This window comes from Vicinamibacterales bacterium (assembly GCA_035699745.1).
Taxonomy (GTDB): Bacteria; Acidobacteriota; Vicinamibacteria; order Vicinamibacterales; family 2-12-FULL-66-21; genus JAICSD01.
In genome coordinates, this window is record DASSPH010000073.1 from 40,280 (window position 1) to 65,263 (window position 24,984).

Below are 24,984 nucleotides of genomic sequence, written 5' to 3' on the forward strand. Positions count from 1 at the left end.
CGTTCGCGGCCAGCGCCGCGGTGATGTCGTTCGGGATGTCCGTGGCTATCTTTCCGGTTCCAGCTCGAAGCTGAGATCCGCGGCCGGCGCCGAGTGGGTCAGCGCGCCGACCGAGACGTACGTCGCCCCGGTTTTCGCGAGTTCGGGCAGGCGTTCGAGCGTGACGCCTCCGGAGAGCTCGACCTTCGCCCGGCCGCCCACACGGCGGACGCCTTCGCGGATCGCGTCGATCGGCAGGTTGTCGAAGAGGATGATGTCGGCGCCTGCCTCGAGCGCCTCGTCGATCTGCTCGAGGCTTTGCGCCTCCACTTCGATCGGCATCTCGGGGTCCGCGTCCTTCATCCGCCTGACGGCCTCGCGCACGCCGCCGGCGAGCCGGACGTGGTTGTCCTTGATCAGCACGCCGTCGTCCAGCCCCGCCCGGTGGTTGGTGCCGGCGCCGGCGCGGACCGCGTACTTCTCGAGCGCGCGCAGCGTCGGCGTCGTCTTGCGCGTATCGAGCACGGTGATCGCGCCGTTCGCGGCCTCGACGAACGTGCGGGTCAGCGTGGCGATGCCGGAGAGGCGCTGCAGGAAATTGAGCGCGGTGCGCTCCGCGGTGAGCATCGCCGCCGCCTGGCCGTGCAGCTCGGCGACCACGTCGCCGGGCCGGCAGCGATCGCCGTCCTTGCGTTTCCGCTCGAAGCTGCAGCCGGGATCGAGCTGGAGGAACGCTTCTGCCGCGACGTCGAGGCCGGCGATGACGCAGGGAGACTTCACCAGGATGATGCCGCGGGCGCGCACGTCGGGCGGCACGGTCGCTTCGGTCGTCACATCCCCCCATCCCAGGTCTTCGGCCAGCGCGCGCCGCACGATTTCGCGGTAGAGCGCCGGGTCGAGCGGCTGGAACGGTATGGTCTTCATCGCAGTGCTCGCTCGCTGGGCGGACGCGGGACGGATCTCACGCGCCCTTCTCCTGTGCTTTCGGGAAGAACTGGACGTCCGCCGCGGCCAGCCCCTGATCCTGCACGAACTCGAGCTCGTCCGCGCGGACGGCGGTGCGCAGCTCCGCACGCACGGGGCCGAGTCTTGAATTGAGGTCCTCGCCGGTCCGGACACGAACACGATCGAACTGAGTGGCGCCCGAGAAGCCCAGTTCAGAACGACTCTTGCGTATGGCCCCGAGCATGGCGGTCGTCTCCGTGTAGAGCGCGCGGGCGTCTGCGGTGCCGCTGCCGATCGCGGCGGTGATGTCGGCCTCGCCCGGCCACGCCGCCCGGTGCACGCTGCCCGGCTGCCACCAGGACCACACCTCCTCGGTCACAAACGGCAGGAACGGCGCGAGCAGCCGCTGGATGGTCGAGAGCGCGAGCAGCATCGCCGAGTTCGCCGACCCCGCCGCCGCTTCGCCGAAATCTCCGTACCGCCGCGCCTTCACCAGCTCGAGATAGTTGTCGCAGAAATCCCAGAAGAACGTCTCGGTCTTCTGCAGCACCCAGGTGTAGTCGTAGTCCCGCTCGAGCCGTTCGGTCGCCTCTCTGACCAGCGGAGCCAGGTTCGCGAGCAGGCCGACATCGAGCGGATGCGTGATCGGGCCGCGCGGCTCCGGCCGCGCCAGCACGAACTTCGATGCGTTCAGCAGCTTGATCGCGAGCCGCCGTCCGACCTTCATCTGCGCCGGGTCGAAGGCGGTGTCGGTCCCGGGGCGCCCGCTCGCCGCCCAGTAGCGCACGCCGTCCGCGCCGTGCTCTTCGAGCAGTCCCATCGGCGTGACGACGTTCCCCTTGGACTTCGACATCTTCTTGCGATCGGGGTCGAGCACCCAGCCCGAGATCGCCGCGTTCCGCCACGGCAGCGTGCCGAACTCGAACTCCGAGCGGAGCACGGTGGAGAACAGCCAGGTGCGGATGATGTCGTGCGCCTGCGGCCGCACGTCCATCGGGAACACGCGGGCGAACAGATCCGGATCGTCGAGCCAGCGTCCCGCAATCTGCGGCGAGAGCGAAGAGGTCGCCCAGGTATCCATGATGTCGAGATCGCCGCTGAACCCGCCCGGCCGATCGCGCTGCTCGGCGCGGTAGCCGTCGGGCACGTCGGTCGACGGATCGATCGGGAGGCGCTCTTCCGGCGGCAGGATTGGATGGGCGTAATCGAGGCTGCCGTCGGCGAGCACCGGGTACCAGACGGGCAGCGGCACGCCGAAGAAGCGCTGGCGGCTGATGCACCAGTCGCCGTTGAGGCCGTTGATCCAGTTCTCCAGCCGCGCCTGCATGTAGGGCGGATGCCACTGCAGCTCGCTGGCGCGGGCGAGCAGCACGTCGCGGAACGCCATGGTCTTCACGAACCACTGCCGGCTGGTGACGATCTCGAGCGGACGATCCCCTTTCTCGTAGAACTTGACGGCATGGGTGATCGGCCGCGGATCGCCGATCAGCGCGCCGCTCTCGCGGAGCAGCTCGACGATGCGCGTCCGGGCCTTCGCCGCGGAGAGGTTCGCGAGCTGATCGTACGCCTGCTGCGCGCGGCCGGGGTCCGCGGACTCCCAGCCCTCCGTCCCCCAGGTCACCGGTTTCAGCGCGCCGTTGACGCCGATGATCGCGCGCACCGGCAGCGACAGCGCGCGCCACCAGATCACGTCGGTGAGATCGCCGAACGTGCAGATCATCGCGATGCCGGATCCCTTTTCGGGATCGGCGAGCTCGTGCGGGCGCACCGGCACGCGCACGCCGAACAGCGGCGTGATCACGTCGCTGCCGAACAGCGGCTTGTAGCGCTCATCGTCGGGATGCGCCACCAGCGCGACGCACGCGGGGATGAGCTCTGGGCGCGTCGTCTCGATCGCGACTGCCCCGCCGCCGTCGCCGCGCGCGAACTCGATGCGGTGGTACGCGCCAGGCTGCTCGCGATCCTCCAGCTCCGCCTGGGCGACCGCGGTGCGGAAGTCGATGTCCCACAAGGTCGGCGCCTCGAGCTGGTAGGCCAGCCCTTTCTGCAACAGGCGCAGGAACGACACCTGCGAGATCCGCCGCGACGCCTGGTCGATGGTGGCGTAGGTCATCGCCCAGTCCACCGACAGCCCGAGATAGCGCCACAGCGCCTCGAAGGCCTTCTCGTCCTCCGCGGTCAGCCGCGCGCACAGCTCGACGAAGTTGGGGCGCGAAACGGAGATCGCCTGCTTGCCCGGCTTTTCGGGCGGGGCGAACGAGGGGTCGTACGGCAGCGACGGATCGCAGCGCACGCCGAAGTAGTTCTGCACGCGGCGCTCGGTCGGCAGGCCGTTGTCGTCCCACCCCATCGGGTAGAACACCGCCTTGCCGCGCATGCGATGGAACCGCGCGACGACGTCGGTATGGGTGTAGGAGAAGACATGGCCGACGTGCAGCGATCCGCTGACGGTCGGCGGCGGCGTGTCGATGGCGAACACGTCGGCGCGGGGCCGCGTGCGATCGAAGCGATAGACGCCGGCCTCTTCCCAGCGCTGCATCCACTTCGGTTCGAGCCCCTCGAGTGCTGGCTTCTCGGGCACGCGAACGGGATGGGTCATCAGGCGTTCTTCTTGATGCGCTCGATCTCCTCGCGCACCAGGCGCTCGGCGACGTCGAGGATGGACGGACGGGCGTCGGCGCTCAACCGCGCGAGCACGCGCGACGAGATCTCGTCGATCATCTCGTCGGTGATCGGCGGCGGCTCCGGCGGAGTCGGGGCGGCGCCGGCGGACGGCGGCGGCGCGGCCGATGGCGCGAGCCCGATCTTCTGTTCCGCGGCGAGCAGCGCCGCGAACGCGTCGACCAGCGACGCGGGCAGCGCGGCGGGCTGCGCCGGCGGAGCCGGTGCCGGATGCGATGCGGCGGCCGGCGGCGGCGCGGATGCCGCCATCGACGGGGGCGGCGGGGCGGCCGGCGGAGCGGCCGCAGGCGGCGCGGCGACCGTCAGCTTCTGCGGGGACCGCGTCTCCGGCGCCGGCGGCGCCGGATCCCCCTTGAGATCCGGGTCCCAGTCCGAGAACGGGTCGCGCTGAGCGGCCGGCGCCTCGCCCGGCGCGGGGCGCCGCGACAGGGGAATCGTCTCGCGCGTCGTGGCGCCGCCGCCGTTCGACGGTGGGACGCCGGCAAACGGATCCGCGGCGGATCCGCCGCTGCCGGACGACGCGAACGCGGCGTCCAGCCGATCGAAATAGGCTTCGAGCGGATCGCTCGACGGCGCGGCGGCCGGCGCCGGGGCGCGCAGATTCGAGTCCGGCGGCTGCCGTACCGGCCCCTGCGCCGCCGGCGGCGCGTTCCACATGCCGGCGGGAGCGCGTCCCGCGAGCAGATCCTTCACCCGGCTGATGACGATCTGCGGTTCGAACGGCTTCACCAGGACGCCGTCGCAGCCCACGGCGCGCGCCCGCCCCTCGTCGACCGGCTCGAACGCGCCGGTCAGCAGCACCACGGGGATGTGCGCCGTCGACGGGTTCCCCTTCACGAACGCCGCGACTTCGTAGCCGTTCCGCTCGGGCATGCCCACGTCGGCGAGGACGATGTCCGGCCGGTCGCGCTGCACGCGGTCGATCGCCTCCTGTCCGTTCCCGACGGCGGTGACCTGCACATCCTCGTCCGCGAACGTCAGCTCGATGACGCGCTGGATGGTGACGCTGTCGTCCGCCAGCAGGAGCTTGTGAGGCATGCCTCCATGATACCTTGAGCGGCATCCGCAGGATCCTCGTCACGCTGCTCGACGCCGCGGCCATCGCCGCGGGCAGCGCCGCGCTCGTCATCCTCCTCGGCGGCGGCACGCGGCTCGCGTTCGCGGGAATGCGCATCTCGCTCCGCGGCGTCGTCAACGCGCTCGTCGTCTGCGTCGCGCTCGCCGCGCTGCGGCTGCTGATCGCGCGGGGGGAACGCCTGCTGCCCGCCCTGCCGCGGCAGGCAGGCGGCGCCGTCCGCGAGGAACGGTCGCGCTTCGCGTCGACGGCCGTGCGCCCGGCGGGCTTCTGGCTCTATGCGGCGGCGGCGGCGCTGGCGTCGCTCGTCTGGCTGATGCCGCACGTGCTGCATCCGCGTCGCGTTCCCGATCGCGGCGATCCGGTGTTCTCGGCCTGGCGTCTCGCCGCGTTTGCCCACCAGCTCGCCGCCGATCCGCGGCGCCTGTTCGACGGCAACATCTTCTATCCCGAGACGCGCACGCTCACCTATTCGGATGCCACGGTTCTGCAGGCGATGGCGGCGGCGCCGGTGCTGCTGCTCGGCGCCGACCCGCTGCTGGTCGGCAACCTCCTGTTCCTGATCGCGTTTCCACTGAACGCCCTGGCGTTCTTCTACCTCGCCTGGCGGCTCACCGCCGACCTGCGCTGCGGCTTCGTCGCCGGCGTCTTCGGCGCCTTGTACCCCTTTCACGGTGAACACTACAGCCATCTCGAGCTGCAGTACACCTTCTTCATTCCGCTCGCGATCGTCGCGCTGCTCGATCTGCTGGTGTCGCCGGCCGTGCGCCGCGGCGTCGCGCTCGGGGCGATCGTCGCCGCGCAGTGGTTCGCGTCGATGTATCTCGGGTTGATGCTGCTGACGTTCCTCGCGCCGTTCGGCGCGATCGTCGCCGCCGGATGGGGCGTCGGCCCGTCGCGCCGCCTCGCCGCGGCGCTCGCGCCGGCGGCGGCGATCGTCGCGCTGTCGTTCGCGCTGCTGGGGCTGCCCTACATGCAATCACCCGCGGCCCGCGGCGACCGCAGCCTGGCGCTCGCGGGTGCATTCAGCGCGCAGCCCGCGGAATACGGCCGGCCGCAGGGGCGGCTGGCGGCCTACCAGTGGATCTCGCGCCGCGGCAACCGATCCGAGCGCGAGATGTTTCCGGGCCTCGCGATACTCGGCGCCGCGGCGATCGGCGCCGTCCCGGCCGGCGGCGCCGTCGGTGCGGCGGCTCTCGTCGGCGGCGCGCTCGCCTTCGACTGGTCGCTCGGGCCGTACGGCCTGACCTACGACGATCTGTATCGCTGGGTCATGCCCTACCGCGGGCTGCGCGTGCCGGCGCGATTCTCGGTCTTCGTCGGCACCGCGCTCGTCGTGCTCGCGGCCCTGGGCACGCGGCGGCTCTTCGCCGCCGCCGCGCGGGTCCGGCTCGGCACGCCGGCGTTCGCGGCGGTGGCGGCGCTGGCGCTCGTCGATCTGCGCCTCGACGTGCGGGTGGTGGACTTCTGGACCGACCCGCCCGACATCTACCGCTCCGTCACGCCGTCGATGGTGCTGGCGGAGTTCCCGTGGGATCGGTCGCCGGACTACATGTATTTCTCGACCCGGCACTGGGCGCGGCTGCTGAACGGCTACAGCGGGTCGTTCACCGAGCGCTGGATTTCCCTGCAGACGCGGGTGGAACCGTTCCCCGCGCCCGAGGCGATTGCCGCGGCGCGCGCCGCCGGCGCCACGCACCTGACGTTCAACTGCGCGCTGGAGCCGCGCCAGTACCGCTGCGCGCCGACGTTCGAGGCGCTGGACGCGAACCCGTCACTCGAGCTGGTGGCCAGCTCGCGATGGGAAGGCGCGCACGTCCGGCTCTACCGCTTCAGATAGCTTCGGCTCGCGGCCGGACGTTGGCGTTGATGAACTCGATGATCTGCTGCATCGGGCTGCCGGGCAGGAAGATGCCCTTGATGCCGATCGCCTGCAGCTTGGGGATGTCGACGTCGGGAATGATCCCGCCGACGACGACGAGCACGTCCTCCAGCCCTTTTTCCTTCAGCAGGTCCATCACGCGCGGGCACGCGTGCATGTGCGCCCCGGAGAGGATCGAGAGGCCGATGACGTCGGCGTCTTCCTGGAGCGCGGCGCCGACGATCTGCTCGGGCGTCTGGCGCAGCCCGGTGTAGATGACTTCCATGCCGGCGTCGCGCAGCGCCCGCGCGATGACCTTGGCGCCGCGATCGTGCCCGTCGAGACCGGGCTTGGCAATGACGACTCGGATCTTCTGCATCAGTGTCAGCTCTCAGATTTCAGCTCTCGGCCGGCAGCCGGTAGCCGGTGGCCGATCGCCGGTGGCCGGTAGCCGGTGGCCGGTAGCCGGTAGCCGGTAGCCGGCAGCCGAAAGCTAAATCAGCGGCACTTCCTCGTACTCTCCCCAGATCTCTCTCAACGCGTCGCACATTTCGCCGACGGTCGCGTAGGCGCGGACGCAGTCCAGCAGCGGATACATGGTGTTGCCGGTGCCGCGCGCGGTCTGCTTGAGCGCATCGAGCGCCCCGGCGACGGCGGCGTGGTCGCGCGTCCGGCGCAGCTCGTGCAGCCGCGCCACCTGCCGCTCGGCCGTGGTCTCGTCGATGTAGAGGATCGGCACCGGCGCGGCATCGTCCTGGACGAAGTCGTTGACGCCGACGATGATCTTGTCGCGGAGCTCGACCGACTGCTGGAAGCGGTACGAGGCCTCGGCGATCTCGCGCTGGGGGAACCCCTGCTCGATCGCCTCGACCATGCCGCCCATGCGATCGATGACGTCGAAGTACTGCCTGGCTTCGCGCTCCATGTCGAGCGTCAGCCGCTCCACGAAGTAGGACCCGCCCAGCGGATCGACGACGTTGGTGACGCCGCTCTCGTGGGCGATGATCTGCTGCGTCCGCAGCGCCAGCGTGGCCGCCTCCGCGGTCGGCAGCGCCAGCGCCTCGTCGAGCGAGTTGGTGTGCAGCGAATTGGTCCCGCCGAGCACCGCGGCGAGCGCCTGCAGCGCCGTCCGCACGACGTTGTTGTAGGGCTGCTGCGCGGTGAGCGAGACGCCGGCGGTCTGCGTGTGGAAGCGCAGCTTCCACGACCGTTCGTTCTTCGCCTTGAAACGATCCCGCATCACTTCGGCCCACAGCTTGCGGGCGGCGCGGAACTTGGCGATCTCCTCGAAGAAGTCGCTGTGCGAGTTGAAGAAGAAGGAGATCTGCGGCGCGAAGGCGTCGACGTCGAGCCCGGCGTCGACGCCGTACTGCACGTACTCGATGCCGTCGCGCAGGGTGAACGCCAGCTCCTGCGCCGCGGTCGAGCCGGCCTCGCGGATGTGATAGCCGCTCACCGAGATGGTGTTCCACTTGGGCACCTCGCGGGAGCAGAACGCGAAGATGTCGGTGATCAGCCGCATCGACTGGCGCGGCGGGAAGATGTACTCCTTCTGCGCGATGAACTCTTTCAGGATGTCGTTCTGGATCGTCCCCGAGAGCGTCTTCCAGTCGGCCCCCTGCTTCTCGGCGACCGCCAGGTACATCGCGAAGATCATCGGCGCCGGCGAGTTGATCGTCATCGACGTCGTGATGCCGCCGAGCGAGATGCCGTCGAACAGCCGCTCCATGTCGGCGAGCGAGACGACGCTGACGCCGCACTTGCCGACTTCGCCGAGCGACAGCTCGTGATCGGGGTCGCGCCCCATCAGCGTCGGCAGATCGAACGCGACGCTGAGGCCGCTGCCGCCGGCGGCGAGGAGATCCTTGAAGCGCTGGTTCGTCTCCTCCGGCGCGCCGAAGCCGGCGAACTGCCGCATCGTCCACAGCCTGCCGCGGTAGCCCGTCGGATGAATGCCGCGCGTGTAGGGGAACTCGCCGGGATCGGGCAGCTCGACGCCGGGGACGCTCTCGCGCGTATACACGCGATCGATCGGCCGTCCGGAAATGGTGGTGAACGGCACCGACCGCTCGGTCAGCTCTTTCGCGGCGGGCGCCGGCGCGGTTTTCATGAGCATCGATTATAGCGCCCTGCCCGAAAGGCTTTCGAGCCTCTGCGACCTCGGCGTGAGTACGTCGGCGACAGCAACTGCAACTCTGGCCCGCAGTTGACACTCCCCTCCGCGGCACGGTACCGTGGACCGTTTGCATTCTACGGGAGAAACATGGAAGGAAACGGCAGCGTTTTCAACGCGATGCTCCAGGAGTTCGACGGAGCCGCGCGCCTGCTCGGACTCGATCCCGGCATCTGGAAGATTCTCACCTCCCCGAAGCGGCAGATCGTCGTGTCGTGCCCGATCCAGATGGACAACGGCGAGATCGAGGTCTTCACCGGCTACCGGGTCCAATACAACATCACCCTCGGCCCCGCCAAGGGCGGCATCCGCTACCACCCGAACGTCACGCTCGACGAAGTCACCGCGCTCGCCGCGTGGATGACCTGGAAATGCGCCGTCGCCCACGTCCCCTTCGGGGGCGGCAAGGGAGGGATCATCGTCGACCCGAACCGCCTGTCGCGCCGCGAGCTCGAGGCGCTCACGCGCCGTTACATCGCGGAGATCGTCGACGCGATCGGGCCCGAGAAGGACGTGCCGGCGCCCGACGTCAACACCAACGATCAGATCATGGCGTGGGTGATGGACACCTACAGCATGCACGTCGGCCACACCGCCACGGCGGTGGTCACCGGCAAGCCGATCGAGATGGGCGGATCGCTCGGGCGCCGCGAGGCGACCGGCCGCGGCGTCATGATCGTCACCCGCGAGGCGGCAAAGCATCTCGGCCTCGACATCAAGACGGCGACGGTCGCGGTGCAGGGCTTCGGCAACGTCGGCTCGGTGTCGGCGGACCTGCTGGCGAAGATCGGCGCGCGGATCGTCGCCGTGACCGACTGGAAGGGCGGCGTCTACAACGAGAAGGGGCTCGACATCCCGAAGATGCTCGATTACGTCAAGCAGCACCGTTCGGTGGAGGGCTTCAGCGGCGGCGAGGCGCTCGACAACACGAAGCTGTTCGGGCTCGACGTCGACGTGCTGATTCCGGCGGCGCTCGAGAATCAGATCACGATGGAGAACGCGTCGACAATCCGCGCCAGGATCATCGCCGAAGGGGCCAACGGCCCGACGACGCCGGACGCGCACAAGTCGCTGCACGACCGCGGCGTGTTCGTCATCCCCGACATCCTGGCCAACGCCGGCGGCGTCACCACCTCGTACTTCGAGTGGGTGCAGGACCGCCACGGCTACTTCTGGAGCGAGCAGGAAGTGAACCAGCGCCTCGAAGCCAAGATGTGCGAGGCGTTCGACGACGTCCTCAAGACGGCCCAGCGGTACAAGACCGACATGCGCACCGCCGCCTACATCGTCGCCATCAACCGGGTCGCCACCGTCACCAAGATGCGCGGGATGTACGCCTAGGGAGGGTCGCTTCGCTCCCTGTCGGGCAGGGTGGAAGGGAGGGTCGCTTCGCTCCCTGTCGGGCAGGGTGGAAGGGGGGCTCGCTTCGCTCGCGGTCAGGGCAGCGTGGAAGGGTGGCTCGCTTCGCTCGCGGTCGGGCAGCGCGGAAGGGTGGCTCGCTTCGCTCGTCGTCGGGGCAGCGTGGAAGGATGGCTCGTTTCGCTCGCGGTCGGGCAGAGGTACAGCGGGCTCGCGTTCGCTCGCCGTCGGGCAGCGTGGACGAGGGGCTCGCGTTCGCTCGCCGTCGGGCGGCGTGGACGGGCGGGTCGCCGCCGGCAGGACACTGCTGAACTCCAGCGGCTGAGTCCGCGTATTCTCGGGCATGCTCGCTGATGTTCGCTATGCGGTGAAGTGGCTGCTTCGCAGCCCGGGGTTCACCGTCGTCGCGGTCCTTTCGCTCGCCGTGGGGATTGGCTTCAACACGGCCCTCTTTTCCATCGTCGACGCGCTGCTGTTCAGGCCGCTGCCGATTGCCGATCCGGCGCGGCTCGTGGACGTCTACACGCGCGGCGGGGATGGCGATACCTACGCGACCAGCTCCTATCCTGACTACCTCGATTTCCAGGCGGGCAACCGCGTGTTCACGGGCCTGCTCGCCTACAGCCCGTCGATTGGCGCGCTGAAGGCCGGCGATCGCTCGCGCATGGCGCTGGGCGAGGTCGTCACCGGGAATTATTTCCAGGTCCTCGGCATCTCCGCCGCCCTCGGGCGCACGCTGCTTCCAGAGGACGACCGCGCGGGAGCGCCGCGCGTGACGGTGATCTCGCACGCGGTATGGGCGCGCGACTTTGCCCGTGACCCCGCCGCGCTGGGGCGCACGCTGCTGATTCACGGGCAGCCTTACACCATCGTCGGCGTGGCACCGGAGGCGTTCACCGGCCTCGTGCCGATGCTGCAGCCGGAAATGTGGACGCCGATCGCCTGGGTCGAAGACGTCGAGCCGGCCGGCATCCAGGATGTCGTGCCCTCTCCGACCGGCACCTCGCGCCTCGATCGCCGGGGACAGCGCTGGCTGTTCATGAAAGGCCGGCTGAAGGACGGCGAGACCGCGGCCCGCGCGCAGGCCAACCTGCAGGCGATCATGAGCCAGCTCGCCGCGGCGCATCCCAGGACCAACGATCGCCGTCCGATCGCGACCGCCGCGAACGTGCGCATCCACCCCGAGGCGGATCGGATGCTGCGGCCCGTCGCGGCCGGCCTCGGGATCGCGATCGGGCTGGTGCTGCTCGTCGCCTGCGCCAATGTCGCCAACATGCTGCTGGCGCGCGCGTCGGGACGGCAGCGCGAGATCGGCATCCGCCTCGCGATTGGCGCCAGCCGGCGGCGGCTGATTCAACAGCTCCTGACCGAGAGCCTCGTGCTCGCGGCCCTCGGCGCGGCCGCGGGCATTATGCTCGCGTCGTTCGCCATCCAGGTGATCGCGGCGCTGCCGCTGCCGCTCCCGGTTCCGGTGGCGCTCGACCTGCACGTCGACGGCCGGGTCATGCTCTTCACCACCGTCGTCGCGACCGCCGCCGGCCTGCTCGCCGGCCTGATGCCGGCGCTGCGCGCCACGCGCGTGAACCTCGCCGCCGACATGAAGGGGGAAGCGACCATCGCCAGGGCGGGCCGCCGCTGGACGATCCGCGACGGGCTCGTCGTGGCGCAGACCGCGGTCACGCTCGTTCTCCTCGTCACCGCCGGCCTGCTGATCCGCAGCATCCTCCAGGCGCAACGCGTCGATCTGGGTTTCCGGGCCGAGGGAGCCGCCGCGCTGGGGACGGAGCTGGGCCTGATCGGCTACACCGAGGCGCGCGCGGCGGCGCTGTTCGAGCGCGCGGCGGAACGCGTCAGCGCGATTCCCGGCGTCACGTCGGTCGCGCGTGCGGTTCGCCAGCCGCTCGCGATCAACTACAACCGCAACACCATCTTCTTCCCGGAGCGATCGCTCCCCGACGACCGCGGCACGCCCGTCTCGGCGACGTGGGTGGACGAGCATTACTTCAAGACGCTGAACGTGCCGCTCGTGCGCGGGCGCGACTTCACTGCCGCGGATACGCCGTCATCGGCGAGGGTCGCAATCGTCAACGACGCCTTCGTCCGCCGCTACTGGCCCGGCGAGGAGCCGCTCGGCCGCCGCTTCCGCACCCGCGCCGCGGACGGCCCCGAGTTCGAGGTGGTCGGCGTCGTCGCCGACTACAAGGTGGAAACCGTCGGCGAGAAGCCGACGCCGTACATCCACTACGCGCTCGGCCAGCGCCAGTTCACCGGCGAGGTGCTGATCGCGCGCACCGCCTCGGACGCGCGAGGGCTGCTGGCGGCGATGCGGCGCGAACTGCTGGCGCTCGAGCCCAACGCGGTCTTCCTCGACAACCAGACGATGGAGGCGCAGGTGGCGGCGAATCTGCTGCCGGCGCGCCTGGCGGCGCAGACGCTGGCGCTGGTCGGTGTGGTGGCGACGCTCCTCGCCGCCATCGGTCTCTACGGCGTCATCGCCTATGCAGTCGGGCGGCGCACGCGCGAGATCGGCATCCGCATCGCCCTCGGCGCGACCCCGGGCGACGTGCTCGGCATGGTCATGCGCCAGGGTCTCGGCATCGTCGCCGGCGGACTGACCGTCGGTCTCGTGCTCTCGTGGATTGCCGCGCGCGCGATCGCCTCGGCGCTGTACGGGGTCGGCGCCGCCGATCCCGCCGCGTGGACCGGCGCCGTCGCCGTCATGCTCGGATCCGCCGCGCTCGCCAACTATCTGCCCGCGCGCCGCGCCGCACGCGTCGACCCGAGCATCGCGCTCCGCGCCTCGTAGCGGCCGTCAGTTGCGCAGCGCCTGCATCGGGTCGATGCGCGACGCACGTCGTGCCGGCAGCCAGGCGGCGAGCGCCGCCACAACCGTCAGCAGCAGCGCGGCTGCGGCGAAGGTCCAGGGATCGCGGGGCTCGAGGCCATAGAGCAGCGTCCGCACGTACGTCGCCGCCCACGCCGAGAGCGCGGCCCCCAGCACGATTCCAAGAGCGACCAGCCTCGCGACGCGCGCGATGATCATCCGGATCACGCCGTCCGCGCTGGCGCCGAGCGCCATCCGGATCCCGATCTCGCCGCGCCGCAGCGTCACGCCGTGTGACGTCACGCCGTACAGCCCGATCGCGGCGAGCAGCAGGCCGAGGCCGCCGAAGAACCCCGCGACGGTAGCGACGAGACGCTCCTGCGCGAGCGACGTCTGCACCTGTTCGTCGAGCGTCTGAAAGCCGAGCACCGCGGCCGGCTGCTCCCGTTCCAACGCTGCGGCCACACTCTTCACCAGCACACGGGGCGGAACGCCCTGCGATCGGAGGGAGAGGACGATGACCGGTCCGGTATCGTCCGCCTGGAGCAGCGGCAGGTACATCGTCGGCTCCATCGGCGCGCGCAGGGATCGGTAGACCGCGTCCTCGACCACGCCGACGACCTCGTACTCGGCCGCTCGTCCCGGTAAAGGGCGGCGCACGATCTGGCCGATCGCCGGTCGTCCCCCCAGGAACCGGCGCTCGAACGCGCGGTTCACGATCGCCACGGCCGGCGCACCGTGCCGGTCCCCGGCGTTGAAGTCGCGCCCGGCGACGAGGCGGACGCCAAGCGTCGAGAACCACCCCGGCGACACGGCATTCATCCAGGACATGCGCTCGCGGCGGGTCAGCGGCGATCCCTCGGGCACCGCGATCGGCGTATTCCATCCGGCCGGCGCCACCGGTGTCGTGAACGACGCGGCGGCCGACGAGACGCCGGGCACGGCCTCCACCGCGTTCACCAGACGCTGGAGCGCATCCCCGAGCGCGGCGGTTGCGACGCCGCTGCGGGACAGATCGGCGTTCACCAGCAGTACGCCGCGCCGATCGAATCCCGCGTCCCGCGAGACGAGCTGGACGAACGTTCGCGTCAGGAGAGTGGCCGCGACGACGAGCGCAAGCGACAGCGCCACCTGGATCACGACGCTGGCGTGGCGAACCAGGGTCGGCCGGTCCATGGATCCGGTCCGGCCATGCTCCCTGAGCACGTCGTTCGGCGAGAGCCGGCTCACCGTCAACGCCGGAGCGGCGCCGAACAGCAGGACCGAGCCGAGGCTGACGGCGATGGTGAAGCCGAGCACACGCGGATCCAGCGTGAGATCCAGACTGACGCTCGACGAGACCGACGACAGTTGCGCGACCAGCAGCCGGCTGGCGTGCCCCGCGAGCCAGACGCCAAGCGCCGCGCCGGCGGCGCCGAGCATCGCGCTCTCCGCCAGCAGCTGCCGGCCGAGCCGCCAGCGAGAGGCGCCCAGGGCAAGCCGCAGCGTCAGTTCGGGCCGTCGCGCGGTCGCGCGCGCGATCAACAGGTTGGCGACGTTGGCGCAGGCAATCAACAGGACGATGCCGACGACGCCGAGGACGATGGTGAGCGGACGCTCGTAGCGCGGCCGCAGGATCGATCGGCCGCCAGGCGCGGCCACGAACGTGAGCGGCGCGGCCAGGTACTCGGCGGCGTCTTCGGCGCGGCGCAGCGCCGGCAGCGTTGCCTGGCGGATCTGCGGCTGGACCGCGCGCAGGCGCGCCGTCGCGTCCTCGATCGTCTGGCCGGGACGGAGCCGCGCCATGACGTTCATCCACCACCGGCTGCGCTGATCGAGCGAGCTGTCACGGCCGCGGACGAGCGGCTCGGCGCCAAGCGGAATCGCCACGTCGAAGCTGCGCCCGACGTCGGGTCCGAAGAAGCCCTGCGGCGCGACCCCGACGATGGTGAAGGGCACGCGCTCGATGCTGAGGCTGCGGCCGATGACGTCCGGCGCGCCGCCGTAGCGGCGCTGCCAGAAGCCGTACCCGATCACCGCCACGGGGCCATCGGCGCCTCCGCCGCGCACGTCGTCGGCCGGCGAGATGGTGCGGCCGATCTCCGCGCCGACGCCGAGCACCTCGAACATGCTGCCGCTGACCCACAGCCCCTGCACGGTGTCGGCGGCACCCGAGGGTGAGATGTTGAAACGATCGCCCGCCCAGGCGAATGCGCCGGCGGCGATGCCCGATTGACGATCGCGGATCGCTTCCCAGATCGGATTGGTCCACGATCCCTGATCGAGCAGCAGCAGACCGTAGGGATCCCGCACCGGCAGCGGCTTCATCGCGAGCGTGTTGAGGATCGAGAACAGCGCGGTGGCGCCGCCGATGCCGAGGGCAAGCGACAGGACCGCAAAGGCGCTGACCAGCGGCGCCGCGCGCAGCGATCGCCAGGCGTCGCGCCAGTCGATGGTCAAGGATCCGCGCAGCGAGGCGCCCCGTGTCCGTTCAGCCGCCGCAAAGCGACACGCCTCGATGATCGTGACGATCCAGAAGCCGGCGACGGCGCGGCGGCCGCGCGATCGCGCCTCGGCGAGGTCGCGCGCCCAGCCGTACCGCATCCCGGCGCCGAACCGCTCGCGCGCCGCCCGCGGACTGGCGCGCAGCAGCAGGTCGAACAGGCGGGAACCGGCGCTCACGTCCGCCCCCGCCGGGAAGCCGGACGCAGCCCGTCCACGGCGGCGACCAGCGCGGCGAGCCGGTCGCGCTCGCCGCTCAGCGCGCGGCGTCCGGCCGCGGTGATGCGGTAGTACGCGCCGCGCCGCGGATCGTCCTGGCGGGGCCGATCGGCTTCCTCGACGAGCCGCGCGTCGATGAGCGCCGACAGCCGCCGGTAGAACGATCCCGTCCCGACGCTGACCGTACCCGCCGATCGCTGGCGAATCGCCTGCATGACGGCGTAGCCGTGGGCGGGACCGTCGGCGAGCGCCAGCAGCAGGTATATGTCCAACTTGGATATGTCCACGCGAGGAGCATAACGCCCGGACGGCGGTTTGGCAACTGCCGCAGCCTACGTTCCGACTTTGAAGGCGATCATCTCCTGCGCCGCGCCCGACGCGGTCTTGGCGTTCACCTGGATGATGTATTCACCGGCGGCGAGCGAGGCGAGCGGAAAGTCGATCAGGTACGGCTTCCCTTCCGCCGCCTGTATCGGCACGTCGGCCATGGCCGTGCCGGCGCGATTGAGGAGCCTGGCGGTGACTTCCGGCGCCCCGCCGCCGGCGGCGTAGGCGTCGAGCCGTACCAGCAGCCGCTCGGCGCGGCTGAACTCGCGCGTGGCGGTCGGCGGCGCGTCGGCGTTGTTGCGGACCAGCAGCGCCTCCCGCGCGGTGCGGGCGCGATAGAGGCGCGGCGTGCTGAAGGAGACTTGCGTGCGCGCGTAATCCGGCACGGTCAGCGACTGCGTGCTGGTGTCGATCACCTGGCCGCGCGCGTTCTCCACCACCATCCGCAGATCGATCTGCCCGGGCGGCGCGGCGAACGTCACCGCCGCCCCGGCCGGAGACGGCGCCGCGGCAGACCCCGTGGTCGCCGCCGTGCCGCCCGATGCCGGCGCCGCTGCGCCATCGCCGGCGTCGGCGGACCCGACCGGACCGCGGAACAGCGGACTGCCGTCCGCGCCGGTCGCGGTGAGCACCACGCGCGCGGCGGCGTCGCTGACGCGGGCGTCGGCGGAGGCGCCGAGCGGCTCCCAGACGAACGTGACCCGGGTCTTCCCGTCCGGCTGGCGGGCGGTGCCGGTCCAGAACCGGGCCGGCAGTCCGGCGCGGTTCGGCTCGACGATCTTGTTCAGCGCGTTGGCGACGTCGGGCGGCGGGCCTGCCTTGGGCGGAGCCGTCGCGCGGGCCGCGTCCTCCGCCGTGTAGGCGTAGTAGCCCTTGCGCGCGCGCACCTCCACGCTCGGCCGCTTGACCCGCACCTCGATGCTGTGGAACTTGCCGTCCGTCGGCGCCGCCGAGGACGTGTAGCCGAGCAGGTAGTAGCCGCTCGCGTCGCGCATGATCTGCTTCATGCCGGCCGCGAGATCGTTGCGGTTGACGATCGCGCGCCCGTCGGTGTTGTTGGCGAGCACGTGCAGCGAGTCGATCGACGCGTTCAGGTCCTGCCGGTCCTGCTGCACCCCGACGCGCTGGTTGATGTCGTACTCGAACACGGCGAGGCCGCGCGGATCCACCGCGTAGATCGACGTGTTGTTCCGGTTCACCGTGTCGTAGACCTCGCGCAGCCGCGACAGCTGCTCGGCCTGATTGAAGAACCGCTGCGAGTCGGCGCGCGGGTCCTGTATGTTCTGGTTCGGCTGCGGGCGCGGCCCGGCGATCCCCGGCATCGCCGCGACCGGCTCGTTCAACTGCGCCGGCACCGTGCTGGTGAACCCTTCGCTCACGAAGATGATCGACTTGCGCCCGTCGCGCATGCCGCCGAGCCGCACCGCCGCCCCCTTGAGCGCGTCCATCGTCACGTCGTTGCGGATCTTCTCGACCGTCTGCACCGGGTAGTAGGCGTAGCGTTCCTCGAACTCGTTGCGCGGCTCGTAGAGCCCCTTGCGCCCCTCGAACTTGTTGATGGCCGCGATCATCGAGTCGCGGTTGCGGGTGAAGGTCAGCGCGGTCACCGGCGTCAGCGGATACATGAACGCGACCATGTCCTGCGGCGCGAGCTGCGTGCTGACGAAGTCGATCAGCGGCTTCTTCACCGCGAGATCGTTGCCGCGGCGCACGTGATAGTCGTCGAGCAGGACGACGAACAGGCGGACGTTCGGCTGCCGCGCCTCCGACTCCTCGTCGTAGGTGCTGCGGATTTCCTTCGGGTTGGTCGCGGCGACCAGCGCGTCGATCTTGACGACGTCGAAGGTCTCGACCTTCTGCGGCCGCTTGTCTTCGCGGACGTCGAAGTCTTCCTGCTTCAAGTCGAGGACGACTTCACCGGACTTCTTGTCGGTGACGATGACGTCGACGCTGACGAAGTTGATGCCGCTGCGGATGACCGGGGGACGCTGCCCCGCCGGCGGCGGCTGCGCCGGCGGCGGCGGCTGCTGCTGCGGCTGCGCGGAGGCGGGCGCCGGTTGAGGGGGCGCTGGTTGCTGCGCCGCGCCGTGGAGCACCAGGGCGGCGGCGAGCGTGCCGGTCGCGAAGAGTCGAGCATGGACCCGCATGGCCGATGATAACATCCCGGACATGGCCCCCCCTGAGACGAGCGGCACGATGGAACCGGCGTCCGCATTGACGATTCTGGCCGAAGACGAGCTTTTGTTCCGCGACAGCGTCCGCGAATTCGCCGAGACGCGCATCCGCCCCCTGGTCCGCGAAATGGACGAGCAGGCGAAGATCCCCCGCCCCCTCGTCGACGACCTCTTCGACCTCGGGGTGATGGCGATCGAGATCCCCGAGACCTACGGCGGCGCCGGCGCCAGCTTCTTCCACGCGGTGATCGCGGTGGAAGAGCTGTCGCGCGTCGACCCGTCGGTCGGCGTGCTGGTGGACGTGCAGAACACGCTCGTCGCCAACGCCTTCCTGCGCTGGGGCCACGAAGACGTGAAGCGCCGCTATCTCACGAAGCTCGCGTCCGGCACGGTCGGCGCCTACGCGCTGTCGGAGGCCGGCTCGGGCAGCGATGCCTTCGCGCTGACCACCCGCGCCCGCGAGGACAAGGACGATTACGTCCTCACCGGCCGCAAGCTGTGGATCACCAACGGCAACGAGGCGGACGTCTTCCTCGTCTTCGCCACCATCAATCCCGAGGCGGGCTACCGCGGCATCACCGCGTTCGTCGTCGAGCGCGGCTTCCCCGGCTTCACCGTCGGCAAGAAGGAGGACAAGCTCGGCATCCGCGCGAGCAGCACCTGCGAGCTGATCCTCGACGAGTGCCGGGTGCCGAGGGCCAACGTGCTCGGCGACGTCGGCAAGGGCTACAAGACGGCGATCGAGACGCTCAACGAGGGGCGCATCGGCATCGGCGCGCAGATGATCGGCCTCGCCGCCGGGGCGCTCGATCACACCATCAGGTACACGAAGGAGCGGAAGCAGTTCGGCAAACCCCTCGCCGAGTTCCAGGCGGTGCAGCACCAGATCGCGCGCGCGGCGGTCGATCTCGAAGCGGCGCGGCTGACGGTCTACAACGCCGCCCGGCTGCGCGACGCGGGACGGCCGTTCCTCACCGAGGCGGCGATCTGCAAGATCTTCTCGTCGGAGGTCGCCGAGCGCGTCGCCTCGCTGGCGGTGAACCTGTTCGGCGGCAACGGCTTCGTCAAGGAGTATCCGGTCGAGAAGCTGTTCCGCGACGCCAAGATCGGCCAGATCTACGAGGGAACGTCGAACCTGCAGCTGCAGACGATCGCCAAGCAGCTGCTCGGGTGACCCCCGGTCCGTTCGTCCATCGCCTCGACCCCGTTCTGCCGATGGTCGGCAGCATCGGCGGCGTCTACCTCTGGTGGTACGGCCTCAGCTACACCTTCGGCTTCCTTCACGTTCTGCTCTACGTCCGCAGCCGCCGCGCCGCCCTCGGTCTGAGCCGCCGCGACGCGTATGCGCTCGCGCTGTGCTTCTGCGCCGGGGTGCTCCTCGGCGGCCGCGCCGTGCAGGTGGCGTTCGACGAGTGGCCGCTCTATCGCGCCCATCCGCAGCTGCTCCCCGCCTTCTGGCTCGGCGGCATGGCGACGCACGGACTGCTGCTCGGCGCGCTGGGAGCGACGGTCCTCTACGCGCGCTGGAAACGGCTGTCGTTCCTCGCCCTCGCCGACGCGCTCGTCATCCCCGGCGCCCTGCTGCTCGGCCTGGGGCGGCTCGGCAACTTCATCGACGGCCAGATCGTCGGACGCGTCACCGACGTGTGGTGGGCCGTGAAGTTTCCCGACGCGGATGGGTTCCGTCATCCCGTCGTGCTCTACGACGGACTGAAGAACCTGCTGCTCGTGCCCTATCTGCTGCGCGTGCGCCGGACCAACCCGACGCCGGGCGCGGTCGCGGCCCGGTTCGTGTTCTGGTACGCCTCGCTGCGGATCGCGATCGATCTGTTCCGCGACTATCCGACCTTCCGCCTCGCGCTCGGCACCGGCCAGACGCTCAACATCGTGATGATGACGATCGGTCTCGTGCTGCTCTATCGCTCGCGCCTGCGCCGGCAGGGGCGGCTGAGCGCGGATCGCGGCGGGACGGCGCGAACGCCGCCGGCGGGAGACGAGAAGCCGCTGGCGGTCCAGCGCCTCGCGTTCGCCCTCCTGCTGCTGTTCTGCCTGACGATCCCGAGCAACTGGACGCAGGACGTGCCGGTCCGATACGCGTCGCGCCATCCCGGGATGACGCGAACGTGGCTCTACCCGTCCATCGACACCGCGCGGTACCGGACGACCACGCGATCGCCCGATCGCCGGATCACCCGATGATCCGATCGGCGATGACCATCCGCTGCACCTCCGACGTCCCCTGATAGATCTCCGTCGCGCGCACGTCCCTGAACAATCGCTCGACGAGGGAGCCGCGGCGGTAGCCGTGCGACGCGAGAATCTGCATCGCGCGATCGGCGGCTCGATGCGCCGCTTCCGAGGCGGCCAGCTTGGCCATCGAGGCCTCGAGGGTCGGCCGATCGGAACGGCCGCGCGCGTCGGCGGCTTTCAGCATCAGCATCCGCGCGGCGTCCAGCTCGGTGGCGCTGTCGGCGAGCATCCACTGAATCGCCTGGTAGTTGGCAATCGGCTGCCCGAACGCCTCGTGGCGTTTCGCATGCGCGATCGCCGCGTCCAGCGCGGCATGGCCGACGCCCAGCGCCTGCGCCGCGATGGCGACGCGGCCGCCGTCCAGCGCCCACATGGCGATCTCAAACCCGTCCCGCGGCCCGCCGAGCAGCGCGTCGCCGCCGACATGGACGTCCTGGAGTTCGAGATCGACGCAGCCCAGGCCGCGCATCCCGAGGGAGTCGTCCTTGCGCGTGCGGCGGATCCCGGGCGTGTCGAGCGGCACGACGAAGGCGCCGATGCCGCGGCCGCGGCTCCCCGGCTGCGTGGCGGCGAACACGATCGCCACGTCCGCCGCCTCCGCGTTCGCGACCCAGACCTTGCGGCCGTTCAGCACGTAGCCGCTGTCGTCCAGCCGCGCCGCGGTCTGCTGATTCGCCGCGTCCGACCCCGCCTGTTCTTCGGACAGCGCGAACGCGCCGATCGATGCCCCCGTGGCGAGGCGGCGCAGCCAGGTCTGCTGCTGCGCGCCGGTGCCGAACGCCGCGAGCGGTTCGGCGACGAGCGAGGTGTTGACGGTGGCGATCACCGACACCACGGCGCTGGCGTGCGCGAGCGCCTCGATCGCCAGCGCGTAGCTGACGTAATCGCGGCCGCCTCCACCCCACGCCTCCGGGATGGTCAGACCCATCAGGCCGCGGGATGCCACGTCCGCGATGAGCGACTTCGGAAACCGCCCGTCGGCATCGATCGCGGCCGCCTCCGGTGCGACCCGTTCCGCGGCGAATCGCGCGACGTCCTGCTGGAATGCCGCCTGCGCGGCGGTCAATTCGAAATCCATGACCTCCTATTGAACCATTTGCCGGGCCTGCCGTCTCATTGCGCCTGCGGCTCATCACGCTCGGCACCCTGGTCGCGGCCGGCGTCCTGCTGCACGGCGTTCGCGCGTACGCCATCGGCGAGGGATCCGGCGGCCGGCTGTTCGATTACGGGTGATTGCCGATGCAGCGGGACGGGAGGTCTGGGAAATGCGCTGCCAACAGACCGAATCGGCCGGCGGCGACGCGACGATTCACATTCCCATGACCACTGGAATGCGCCCGCGCCGCGCGACGCGGCCCACTGGGGCATCACGGTGCTTGCCGTGACCCGGTCGCGCGCAAGCACTCAGAAGACGCGCAACTACTGCCGCTCGGCGATCCGCCCGCGACGCGCCTCGTCGATCTCGTACTCGACCGCGTCGGCGTGGACGGTATAGCTCACGCCGCGCACGAGCGCCGGGGGCAGCGCCGGCGTGGGCCACGCGGAGCCGGGCTCCTGCCACCGCTGCACCGCCGCGAGATCCAGCTCCAGGCCCCGCACCTCGTACAGCTGCCACACCAGATCCCGCGTCAGCACGCCGCCGCGGCGCGAAGACTGGACGGTCACCTGTTCGATCACGTGGCGCGCGCGGCCGCGGCTGCCGAATGCCGGAATCGTCGAATGGCGCAGCATCAGGACCTGCGAGCGGCACAGCAGGTCGCCGGGCAGCGCCTGCTCGCGCGTCCGCCCGTTCTGGGTGATGGTGGCGCTGCGATCGTTGAACTGGATGGTCCAGCCCGTTCCGAGCTTGATCGGCTCGCCGCGCGACAGGCCGATGCGCGGGCAGGTCATCGCCGCGAACGCGGCGGCGCGATCGGCGGCGCTCAAGGGCGCGCAATACTTCTCCACCAGCGCCTGCGCGGCGCGCGCCGCCGGGCCGCTCCTGGCGGCCTTCGTGGCGGCAACCGCGTGGGCGCGGAGCAGGCCGCACGCGAGCACGGCGTCGCGCGTCACCCCCTTGCCTTCCGCGTACAGGAGCGCGAGCTGCTTCAGCGCCGCCGGCTCCGGGCCCTTGACCGCGCGCTCGGGTTCGAACACGTGCTGATGCAGCAGCGTCGCGGCCGTCGCGTAGTCCCCCCGCTTGACCGCCGTCCCCCACGAGTCCGCCGCGGCCGCCGGGACGACGCCGGCCGCGAGCAGCGCGATGGTGCAGAGTGTTCGACGCATGCGCGCGGTGCGTGCCGATTCCGTGCCCGCGCGAATCCGCCGCCAGGGGGAGATTTCCGCCGCGATCCAATCGCAGTTTCGTAAGGCCAGCCGCGATTTCGTGATCAGCGAACGGGGGGCCTGGCGCTGCGCGATCGCCGCTCGAAGCGGCCGGGGCGGGACTCAGCCGCCGGCGAGCCGGGCGAACACCGGTCTGAGACGCGCCCCGGTGACCGGCAGATCCTCCGCCAGCACGCGCGTCTGTCCGACCACGCTCATGAAGTTGGTGTCGCCGTTCCAGCGCGGGACGACGTGCATGTGCACGTGGTCGAGAACGCCGGCCCCTGCCGGCTTGCCGAGATTGATCCCCATGTTGATGCCGTGCGGCGCGTAGGCTTCGGTCAGCGCGAGCTCCGCCGTCCGCGTCAGGTCGATCAGCTCACGCAGCTCCTCCGGCGTCGCCGCCGCGAGAGACGGGATATGGCGGTTGGGGATCACCATCAGGTGCCCGTTGTTGTACGGGAAGAGATTCAGGATGACGTAGCACGCGGTGCCGCGGAACACGATGAGCGGCTCCGCGTCCGGACTCGTGAGGGCGGCGCAAAAAACACAGCCCGTGGCCTGGCTCGCCCCGGTGATATAGGCGAGCCGCCACGGGCTCCAAAGGTGGTCCATTTCAGATGGCCGAGCGCCGATTGCCGATCGACAAGTGTCGATTGACGGATTGCTGATCGACGGATTGTTGATTGGTGATTGAGCGCATTCCCCAATCTTCAATCCGTCGATCGCCAATCGCCAATCGCCAAACGTCGATCGCCAATCCGCAATCGCCAATCTGCAATGTCAAACTCCGGCGAGGTCCGAGCCTGACACCGCGGGCGGCGCCGGCGGTGCCGGGGCGTCCGCATCGCGGTTGATCAGTTCCTTCAGCTCCTTGCCGGGCTTGAAGTAGGGGACCTTCTTCGGCGGCACGTCCACCTTGTCCCCGGTCTTCGGGTTGCGCCCCTTGCGCGGCTCCCGCCGGCGCAGCCGGAAGCTGCCGAACCCGCGCAGCTCGATCTTCTCGCCGCGATGGAGCGCGTCGATGATGCTCTTGAAGACCGTGTCGACGATGACTTCCGAATGCTTCTTCGTGAGGTCCGAAACCCGCGAGACTTCCTCGACGAGCTCCGCTTTCGTCATGCTGCCGGTGTTCATAGTTGCCTCGCTCCCGTCGCTCGCTGCGAGTTCCCGGTTGCCGGTGTCCAGTTGCCAGTAAGCTCTTCCTGGCAACTGGTCACTGGAGACTGGCTACTGCTGGTTGCGGAAGTGATCGCCGAGCGTCACTTCCGGCCGTCCGGTCGACTCCGTGTACGCCTCCCAGTCGGCGCGGAACTCCTCGTTCTTGAGCGCGCGGATGCTCAAGCCGATCTTCCGCTCGCTGGGAATGAGCTTGATGATCTTCATCTGGTAGGTCTCGCCGACCTGCAGATCGAGCTTGCCGTCCTTGCCCTTCTGCGCCGAGTCGTCGAACTCCGAGACGTGAATCAGCCCCTCGATGCCTTCCGCCAGCTCGACGAACGCGCCGAAGTTGGTCATCCGGACGATCTTCCCCTCCACCGTGTCGCCGACGTGGTGCTGCTGGAAGAACTCGTCCCAGATATCGGTCTGAAGCTGCTTGAGCCCCAGGGACAGGCGCTGGTTCTCGGCGTCGATGTTGAGCACCATCGCTTCGACCGTGTCCCCCTTCTTCAGGGCCTCGGACGGGTGCTTCAGCCGCTTGCTCCACGACATGTCGGAGATGTGGATCAGGCCGTCGATGCCGTCCTCGACTTCGACGAAGGCGCCGAACTCGGTCAGGTTGCGCACCTTGCCGGTGATCGTGGTGCCGATCGGATAGCGCTCCGACAGCTCGTGCCACGGGTTGCTCTCGACCTGCTTGAGGCCGAGCGAGATGCGGCGCGCCCCGGGGTCGACGCCGAGCACCATCGTCTCGACGGTGTCGCCGACGTTGAGGATCTTCGACGGGTGCTTGACGCGCTTGCTCCACGACATCTCGCTGACGTGGATCAGCCCCTCGACCCCCGGCTCGAGCTCGACGAACGCGCCGTAGTCGGTCAGGCTCACCACCTTGCCGGACATCCGCGCGCCGACCGGATAGCGCTCGATGACGTTCGACCACGGATCGTTGTGCAGCTGCTTGTGGCCCAGCGAGACCCGCTCGGTCGCCGGGTCGTACTTCAGCACGATGACGTCGATTTCCTGGTTGACCGTGAACAGCTCCGACGGGTGCGTCACCCGCCCCCACGACATGTCGGTGATGTGCAGCAGGCCGTCGATGCCGCCGAGGTCGATGAACGCGCCGTAGTCGGTGATGTTCTTCACCACGCCGCGGAGGACCTTGCCCTCGGC

General features: G+C 70.0%; 17 protein-coding genes and 1 pseudogene. 5 read left to right on the plus strand and 13 right to left on the minus strand.

Going from position 1 to position 24,984, the window contains the following annotated elements:
• Positions 1–45 precede the first annotated feature (45 nt).
• The 3 genes from nadC to VFK57_18365 are packed head-to-tail and all read right to left on the minus strand — an operon-like array spanning position 46 to position 4,644.
• Positions 46–903 (minus strand): carboxylating nicotinate-nucleotide diphosphorylase, encoded by an 858-nt coding sequence (nadC, locus tag VFK57_18355; GenBank protein ID HET7697684.1) that lies wholly within the window; start codon positions 901–903, stop codon positions 46–48.
• Between the two features lie 37 nt (positions 904–940).
• Entirely contained in the window at positions 941–3,523 is a 2,583-nt protein-coding gene (gene valS / locus VFK57_18360) for a valine--tRNA ligase (GenBank protein HET7697685.1), read from the minus strand.
• Positions 3,523–4,644, minus strand: a complete 1,122-nt coding sequence (locus tag VFK57_18365; GenBank protein HET7697686.1) for a response regulator — start codon at positions 4,642–4,644, stop codon at positions 3,523–3,525. Before VFK57_18365 ends, valS begins: the two co-directional genes overlap by 1 nt.
• 14 nt (positions 4,645–4,658) lie before the next feature.
• Between VFK57_18365 and VFK57_18370 the strand changes: the two genes are divergently transcribed.
• Positions 4,659–6,521, plus strand: a complete 1,863-nt coding sequence (locus tag VFK57_18370) for a hypothetical protein (protein HET7697687.1) — start codon at positions 4,659–4,661, stop codon at positions 6,519–6,521.
• Here VFK57_18370 and VFK57_18375 read toward each other — a convergent pair.
• Both VFK57_18375 and VFK57_18380 read right to left on the minus strand, forming a co-directional pair.
• A complete protein-coding gene (locus tag VFK57_18375) occupies positions 6,514–6,921 on the minus strand; it encodes a cobalamin B12-binding domain-containing protein (GenBank protein ID HET7697688.1) in 408 nt (135 codons plus the stop codon). The genes VFK57_18370 and VFK57_18375 overlap by 8 nt on opposite strands.
• A gap of 114 nt (positions 6,922–7,035) precedes the next feature.
• Positions 7,036–8,652: a methylmalonyl-CoA mutase family protein gene (locus VFK57_18380; protein ID HET7697689.1), complete on the minus strand. Its 1,617-nt coding sequence runs from the start codon at positions 8,650–8,652 to the stop codon at positions 7,036–7,038.
• A 183-nt stretch (positions 8,653–8,835) separates the two neighbouring features.
• Here VFK57_18380 and VFK57_18385 point away from each other — a divergent pair, with 183 nt between their 5' ends.
• Positions 8,836–10,056, plus strand: coding sequence for a Glu/Leu/Phe/Val dehydrogenase (locus VFK57_18385; GenBank protein ID HET7697690.1), 1,221 nt, complete (start codon positions 8,836–8,838; stop codon positions 10,054–10,056).
• A 361-nt stretch (positions 10,057–10,417) separates the two neighbouring features.
• Positions 10,418–12,880, plus strand: a complete 2,463-nt coding sequence (locus VFK57_18390) for an ABC transporter permease (protein ID HET7697691.1) — start codon at positions 10,418–10,420, stop codon at positions 12,878–12,880.
• 6 nt (positions 12,881–12,886) lie between these two features.
• Here the strand turns inward: VFK57_18390 and VFK57_18395 are convergent, their stop codons facing one another.
• From VFK57_18395 to VFK57_18405, 3 genes are read right to left on the minus strand one after another with little or no spacing between them, the layout of a single operon-like run.
• Positions 12,887–15,559, minus strand: a complete 2,673-nt coding sequence (locus tag VFK57_18395; GenBank protein ID HET7697692.1) for an ABC transporter permease — start codon at positions 15,557–15,559, stop codon at positions 12,887–12,889.
• Positions 15,556–15,870, minus strand: a complete 315-nt coding sequence (locus VFK57_18400) for a PadR family transcriptional regulator (GenBank protein ID HET7697693.1) — start codon at positions 15,868–15,870, stop codon at positions 15,556–15,558. The genes VFK57_18395 and VFK57_18400 overlap by 4 nt, the downstream gene beginning before the upstream one ends.
• Positions 15,871–15,930: 60 nt before the next feature.
• Positions 15,931–18,072, minus strand: coding sequence for a VWA domain-containing protein (locus tag VFK57_18405; protein ID HET7697694.1), 2,142 nt, complete (start codon positions 18,070–18,072; stop codon positions 15,931–15,933).
• 22 nt (positions 18,073–18,094) lie between these two features.
• Here VFK57_18405 and VFK57_18410 point away from each other — a divergent pair, with 22 nt between their 5' ends.
• Both VFK57_18410 and lgt read left to right on the plus strand, forming a co-directional pair.
• Positions 18,095–19,273 (plus strand): acyl-CoA dehydrogenase, encoded by a 1,179-nt coding sequence (locus tag VFK57_18410; protein ID HET7697695.1) that lies wholly within the window; start codon positions 18,095–18,097, stop codon positions 19,271–19,273.
• Positions 19,270–20,298, plus strand: coding sequence for a prolipoprotein diacylglyceryl transferase (gene lgt / locus VFK57_18415; protein ID HET7697696.1), 1,029 nt, complete (start codon positions 19,270–19,272; stop codon positions 20,296–20,298). The genes VFK57_18410 and lgt overlap by 4 nt, the downstream gene beginning before the upstream one ends.
• Here the strand turns inward: lgt and VFK57_18420 are convergent.
• From VFK57_18420 to VFK57_18440, 5 genes and pseudogenes are all read right to left on the minus strand, one after another.
• On the minus strand, positions 20,288–21,427 hold the full coding sequence (locus VFK57_18420; GenBank protein ID HET7697697.1) for an acyl-CoA dehydrogenase family protein: 1,140 nt from the start codon (positions 21,425–21,427) through the stop codon (positions 20,288–20,290). The genes lgt and VFK57_18420 overlap by 11 nt on opposite strands.
• A 341-nt stretch (positions 21,428–21,768) precedes the next feature.
• Complete coding sequence (locus VFK57_18425; GenBank protein HET7697698.1) at positions 21,769–22,614, minus strand: hypothetical protein; 846 nt, start codon at positions 22,612–22,614, stop codon at positions 21,769–21,771.
• 162 nt (positions 22,615–22,776) lie between these two features.
• On the minus strand, positions 22,777–23,268 hold the full coding sequence (locus VFK57_18430) for an HIT domain-containing protein (protein HET7697699.1): 492 nt from the start codon (positions 23,266–23,268) through the stop codon (positions 22,777–22,779).
• A gap of 240 nt (positions 23,269–23,508) precedes the next feature.
• Positions 23,509–23,790 (minus strand): annotated as a pseudogene (locus VFK57_18435) (HU family DNA-binding protein).
• A gap of 93 nt (positions 23,791–23,883) precedes the next feature.
• The coding region (locus VFK57_18440) for a S1 RNA-binding domain-containing protein (protein ID HET7697700.1) at positions 23,884–24,984 on the minus strand (1,101 nt) is incomplete at its 5' end.

Bases quoted from the DNA above. Each gene is read 5' to 3' on its own strand.
- nadC (HET7697684.1), bottom strand. From the start codon at position 903: ATGAAGACCATACCGTTCCAGCCGCTCGACCCGGCGCTCTACCGCGAA.
- valS (HET7697685.1), bottom strand. From the start codon at position 3,523: ATGACCCATCCCGTTCGCGTGCCCGAGAAGCCAGCACTCGAGGGGCTC.
- VFK57_18365 (HET7697686.1), bottom strand. From the start codon at position 4,644: ATGCCTCACAAGCTCCTGCTGGCGGACGACAGCGTCACCATCCAGCGC.
- VFK57_18375 (HET7697688.1), bottom strand. From the start codon at position 6,921: ATGCAGAAGATCCGAGTCGTCATTGCCAAGCCCGGTCTCGACGGGCAC.
- VFK57_18380 (HET7697689.1), bottom strand. From the start codon at position 8,652: ATGAAAACCGCGCCGGCGCCCGCCGCGAAAGAGCTGACCGAGCGGTCG.
- VFK57_18385 (HET7697690.1), top strand. From the start codon at position 8,836: ATGCTCCAGGAGTTCGACGGAGCCGCGCGCCTGCTCGGACTCGATCCC.
- VFK57_18390 (HET7697691.1), top strand. From the start codon at position 10,418: ATGCTCGCTGATGTTCGCTATGCGGTGAAGTGGCTGCTTCGCAGCCCG.
- VFK57_18405 (HET7697694.1), bottom strand. From the start codon at position 18,072: ATGCGGGTCCATGCTCGACTCTTCGCGACCGGCACGCTCGCCGCCGCC.
- VFK57_18410 (HET7697695.1), top strand. From the start codon at position 18,095: ATGGCCCCCCCTGAGACGAGCGGCACGATGGAACCGGCGTCCGCATTG.
- VFK57_18420 (HET7697697.1), bottom strand. From the start codon at position 21,427: ATGGATTTCGAATTGACCGCCGCGCAGGCGGCATTCCAGCAGGACGTC.
- VFK57_18425 (HET7697698.1), bottom strand. From the start codon at position 22,614: ATGCGTCGAACACTCTGCACCATCGCGCTGCTCGCGGCCGGCGTCGTC.
- VFK57_18430 (HET7697699.1), bottom strand. From the start codon at position 23,268: ATGGACCACCTTTGGAGCCCGTGGCGGCTCGCCTATATCACCGGGGCG.